The sequence below is a fragment of the Sulfurimonas sp. genome (assembly GCF_014859695.1).
Lineage (GTDB): Bacteria > Campylobacterota > Campylobacteria > Campylobacterales > Sulfurimonadaceae > Sulfurimonas.
In genome coordinates this window covers 1-5,042 of record NZ_JACUTS010000102.1, presented here as the reverse complement: position 1 = coordinate 5,042, position 5,042 = coordinate 1, and the positions used below count along the sequence as shown (strand labels likewise).

Sequence of the window (5,042 nt, the reverse complement as noted above, 5' to 3'; positions counted from 1 at the left end):
TCATTATACAGCTCTAAGTACAATGAAAACTAAACGTTTTTAAGAGTTATAGCGACTAAGTTCAATCGCTTTTTTTACGCATGAGTCTAATGAAGTAGTCTCAGATACATGGGGAGTTATGTATGGTGGAAAATATTTTTGTGTTGTGTGACCGATAGAGACCGCTCTGTAGCTCTCGTCCCACTTGGCATTTTTTAAAAAACACTCGATTGTAGAGGGAGAGGAGAAGATAATCACGGACTTTTTCGGAAGCTTTATCTTTTTTGTAAACTCTACGCATACAGTCCTATAAACGATAGCTTCGTCGCAAATTGCCCCGTTTGAGTTTAGTGTCTCAACAAGATGGGTAACTACTTTGGAGCCTCTAATATAGAGTACTTTTTTGTTTTTTAAAAGAGGAATTAGCTCTGTCGCAAACTCATCTCCATGTTTTTCTTTGCTGACAAATTTAATCTTTGCTCCCAGATTGCTTGCTACCTTTGCTGTTTGGGGAGCTATTGCATAGACCGGTTTTGTCATCCACTCTTTATTGTAAGAGTTTAGTGAGTAGATTGCATTTTTAGATGTAAAGATGATGGCGTCATATTTTGAAAAGTCAAAGTCTACTTTTATGGTCTGGATTTTAATTACAGGGAGGTTTTTAGCCCATTTGACCTTCTTGTCATTTAGTATATAGATGTTTAAAGAGCTGTTTCTGATATTTTCAAAAAATGAATCTATGTATCTTTTCATTTTTAAAAAAATGGAGTTTTTAGCATTGAGAACGAGTGATTTTTTTTCATCAACAAAAAAATTGATATTTTGTTTGCTAAGGAGATAGGTAATTTTTATGAGCTCTTCAAAGATATGCTCATTAGAGTAGTTTCTGTCAAGTATAAAAGAGTTGGAGCTTTTTTCATACTCATAATAGATAAGATTTAACGGTTCAATGAGTTTTTCTATATTTTTCATGAAGTGCATGATAGCATCATCTGAGTAAATATTTTTTAGAAAAATATTTACTTTAGCAGAAGAGGCGCTCTACTGAAAAGTAGTTCCGCCGTCAATGACGATTGTCTGTCCTGTAAGCCAAGATGACTCATTGCCGCAAAGAAAGAGACATGCTCCCGTGAGGTCTTCAGGCTCTCCCATTCTAGAGAGCGGAGAGCGTCTTACTACTTCTCTCTTTACCTCTTCATAGTTAGGGAAGGCTTTAAGAGCGTCCGTATCAATAGGTCCGCCGCTTACCGCGTTTACTCTTATGTTTTTCTCGCCAAGTTCTGCTGCTGCGTAGCGAACCATCGTTTCAACCGCAGCCTTGTTTGTGCCGTGGCCTGCATAGTTTGGAGTGTAGACAAGATTGCCGGTCGAACTCATGCTGATGATGCTTCCGCCGCCCGTTTTCTCCATTCTTTTAACCGCTTCTTGAGCACCAAGGACAAAGGCAGCTACTGTTGCTATATAGATGTTATTTAAACCTTTTGGTTTTAGTCTCATAAAAGGTCCAAATCCGCCGACAACTGCGCGACCCGATATAATGGCATTTGATATAAAAAAGTCAAGTCTCTCGAAATCTTTGTCAAACTCTTCATAGACATTTTTATATGTCTCAGGCTCAAGTATATTAAGTGCATAAGCTCTGGCTTTTATGCCGTATTTTGACTCGATGTCTGCGATAATCTCTTTTGCGGTATCTGCTTTTGTCGCATAGGTAAATGCCACATCACACCCTTTTTCGGCAAAAGCGTAGACGATTGCCTTTCCGATTCCGCGAGTTCCTCCGCTTACAAATAGAGTTTTTCCCTTCATTTTACAATCCCTTAATCTTATAGTTTTTCATAACTTTTTCTAGTATCTTCATATTTTGCATACTTGGGGCAACAAGAGGAAGTCTGTATTCCAATGTTTCAATAAGCCCCGCTATATACATGGCAGCTTTTATCATAATAGGGTTTGACTCCAAGAAGAGCGCTTTGTTGATTGGAAAAAGCATATCGTTTAGTGCCTTTGAGCCTTTATGCTCACCGCTAAGAGCTAGTCGTACAAGCTCGCTTTTTAAGTCGGGAAGCAGGTTCGCCGTAACGGAAGTTATACCAGCTCCTCCGTTTGCAAGGATTGGGTAATCAATCGCATCATCGCCGCTAAATACTTTAAGTTCCGGTCTGCGAGAGAGAAGCTCTACGCTTCGCTCAATGCTTCCGGTTGCCTCTTTAATGCCGTAGATGTTTTTAACATCATCAAATAGTCTTATCACGGTGTCCGCACTTATATCAACAACTGTGCGTCCCGGAACATTATAGAGCATAAAAGGTGTTTCGCTTACTGCTTCGGCTATGGCTTTGTAGTGCTGATAGAGTCCCTCTTGAGACGGCTTGACATAGTATGGTGCAACGGAAAATATAGCATCAACCCCGCATTTTTGAGCTATTTTTGCGGCCTCTACAGCTTCTGCAGTCGAGTTGCTCCCTGCGCCCGCAAGAACTTTTGTGTCAGTTCCGCGGCAAACTTCAACCGCTATCTCTATGCATCGTCTATCCTCTTCATAGGTAAGAGTGGCGCTCTCCCCTGTTGTTCCGACCGGACAAACTGCGTTTATGCCGTTTTTTATCTGTCTTTTTATGAGGTTTGCATAGGTTTGCTCATCAAGTTTTCCATTCTTAAACGGAGTGATGAGGGCAGTTGTTGAGCCTGTTACGATATCCATCTAGTTCCCTTTTTTTAAAATAAGTGTTGTCGATTTGTCAAAGTCAAAGTACTTGTTTGCGACCTCTTGTACCTTTTCCTGTGTAATTTTTTCAATATTTTCTTCATAAGTCAAAAGCGGCGTCAAATCTCCGCGTACAAGATAACTTCCAAAGAGATCTGACACCGAAGTTGAGCTCTCCAGTGAGTAGATAAAATCAGCTTTAGAATTTATCTTTACCTTCTCAAGCTCTTTTTGCGTTACGGGTTTGTTTTTTATAAGCTCTATCTGTTTTATAAGCTCACGTTCAACATCCTCTGCTTTTACTTCAGGATTACATGTAGCCAAAAATATAAAAAGACCTGGGTCTATATTTTCCATATTGTACGCATAAACACTGTTTACAAGATGTTTCTTATCCATAAGTTCTTTGTAGAGTCTTGAGCTTTTGCCTGAGTATAAAATCTCAGATATTGCACTCAGCGTTACTTGGTCTTCATGCTTAAAGTTAGGTATGTGAAAAGTGATGGCAATCATCTCAACTTCACTCTCTCTTTTTATAGTAACTCTTTTTGGCCCGTCTTGTTCAGGTTCTACAAATTTAAACTCAGGTATTTTTGGCCCGTTTTTCAGATGTTCAAATCTCTTTTTAGCTTTTTTAAAAACCTCTTTTGGATCTACATCACCTGTTACCATTAAAATCGCATTATTGGGCTGATAGTACGTTTTGTGAAAATCTTTAATATCTTGAATCGTCCATGTTTGGATATCGTTCATAAAACCAATCGGTGTCCAGTGGTAAGGGTGGTAAACATAAGCGTTGTTAAAGAGTGCAAAGTAGAGATAGCCAAGCGGAGAGTTCTCTGTTCTCCAACGTCTCTCTTCTGCAACTACGTCACGCTCAGGCTGAAACTCTTTGTCTTTTAGGTTTAGGTTTTGCATAAGCTCTGCATAGAGTTCAAGCGATTTGTCGAGATTTTGCGTGCTTGATTTGATGTAGTAGTGTGTGTAATCAAAGCTTGTTGAAGCGTTGTTTATGCCGCCAATACTCTTTACCTCTTTATCAAACTCACCGGCAGAGAGGTTTTTTGTAGATTTAAAGTTCATGTGCTCTAACATGTGAGCAATTCCTGTTTTGCCCATAACTTCATTTCTGCTTCCGACTTTGTAAAAAATATCGGTGCTGATGACGTTTGTGTTGTTCTTTAGCGGTATAACAACAATTTGCAGTCCATTCTTGAGTGTTTTTGTTTCATATTTTGGTAGTGATGATGCCATTAATGCTCCTGTGATGAGTGTGAGTGCTAAAATAAATTTCATGCTATTTTCTATCCGCGCCTATTGCTTGTGTAATGTTTGTGTACCCATCGGCACGTATCAGTTCGGTAAGCTCCATATTTATCTCTTTTATCATGTCAGGTCCGCCGAAGATAAGCCCGCTGTAGATCTGAACAAGAGAAGCTCCCGCTTTTATGCGTCTGTATGCCTCTTTGGCAGAGTCGATGCCGCCGACTGAGATAAGTGTCGTTTTACCGTAAAGCTCTTTTGCAACCGCTTCAAATATCTCAAAACTCTTCTCACAAAGAACCGCACCGCTAAGCCCGCCTATATCTTTTGGCTCTTTTACAAGCGAGTAATCAACGGTTGTATTTGTAGCTATGATGCCATCAGCCCCTTTTTCTACTGCAAGCGTTGTGAGTGCAACCGCATCCTCTTTGCTCATGTCGGGCGCGATTTTTAGTAAAATCGGCTTTGTGGTTATCGCTTTAGCCTCTTTAAAAAGCCTTGTTATAAACTCTTCATTTTGCAAATCTCTTAAACCCGGAGTGTTTGGAGACGAGATGTTGATAACCAGATAATCGCCAAGCTCATGAAGCGCCTTGATGAGCGTCGTATAGTCGTTGATGGCTTCGGCTTCGGAAGTGACTTTGTTTTTGCCAATGTTTATGCCTATTGGGGTTGTAAAAGGAAACCTCTGCTTTAATCTTTTTTGAACCCTTAGGAGTCCGTCATTGTTAAAGCCCATCGCATTTTGAATGCTTCGCTCCTCAACATGACGAAACATTCTAGGCTTTGGATTTCCCTCTTGAGGCTTAGGCGTAACGGTTCCTATCTCTGTAAAACCAAATCCCAAGATCTGTATGCCGCGAATCATGGTTGCATTTTTGTCAAAACCAGCACCAAGTCCTACAGGGTTTAAAAAAGTACGCCCAAAGAGCTCCTGCTTTAAAATCTCGTTTGTCACAAAGTGTGACTCCAAAAAAGGGTTGAAAGGTATTTGGCAGATATTTGGCAATCTAAGTGCAAACTCTGCAAGATGGTGAGCGCTCTCAGGTTGGAGCTTAAACAGCCAAGGTTTAATGGTTTGATAATCTATCAT

At 40.1% G+C, this 5,042-nt stretch carries 5 protein-coding genes; all 5 read right to left on the bottom strand.

Annotated elements, in window-relative coordinates; genetic code table 11:
* Positions 1–39 precede the first annotated feature (39 nt).
* Positions 40–951, bottom strand: coding sequence for a uroporphyrinogen-III synthase (locus IBX42_RS11155; protein ID WP_294932944.1), 912 nt, complete (start codon positions 949–951; stop codon positions 40–42).
* A 69-nt stretch (positions 952–1,020) separates the two neighbouring features.
* Entirely contained in the window at positions 1,021–1,788 is a 768-nt protein-coding gene (locus IBX42_RS11150; protein ID WP_294932942.1) for an enoyl-ACP reductase, read from the bottom strand.
* Position 1,789: 1 nt separating this feature from the next.
* On the bottom strand, positions 1,790–2,683 hold the full coding sequence (gene dapA, locus IBX42_RS11145) for a 4-hydroxy-tetrahydrodipicolinate synthase (protein ID WP_294932930.1): 894 nt from the start codon (positions 2,681–2,683) through the stop codon (positions 1,790–1,792).
* Positions 2,684–3,940 (bottom strand): pitrilysin family protein, encoded by a 1,257-nt coding sequence (locus IBX42_RS11140; RefSeq protein ID WP_294932928.1) that lies wholly within the window; start codon positions 3,938–3,940, stop codon positions 2,684–2,686. It lies immediately after the preceding gene.
* A gap of 43 nt (positions 3,941–3,983) precedes the next feature.
* A partial coding sequence (locus IBX42_RS11135) for a quinone-dependent dihydroorotate dehydrogenase (RefSeq protein WP_294932926.1) occupies positions 3,984–5,042 on the bottom strand: 1,059 nt, incomplete at its 5' end.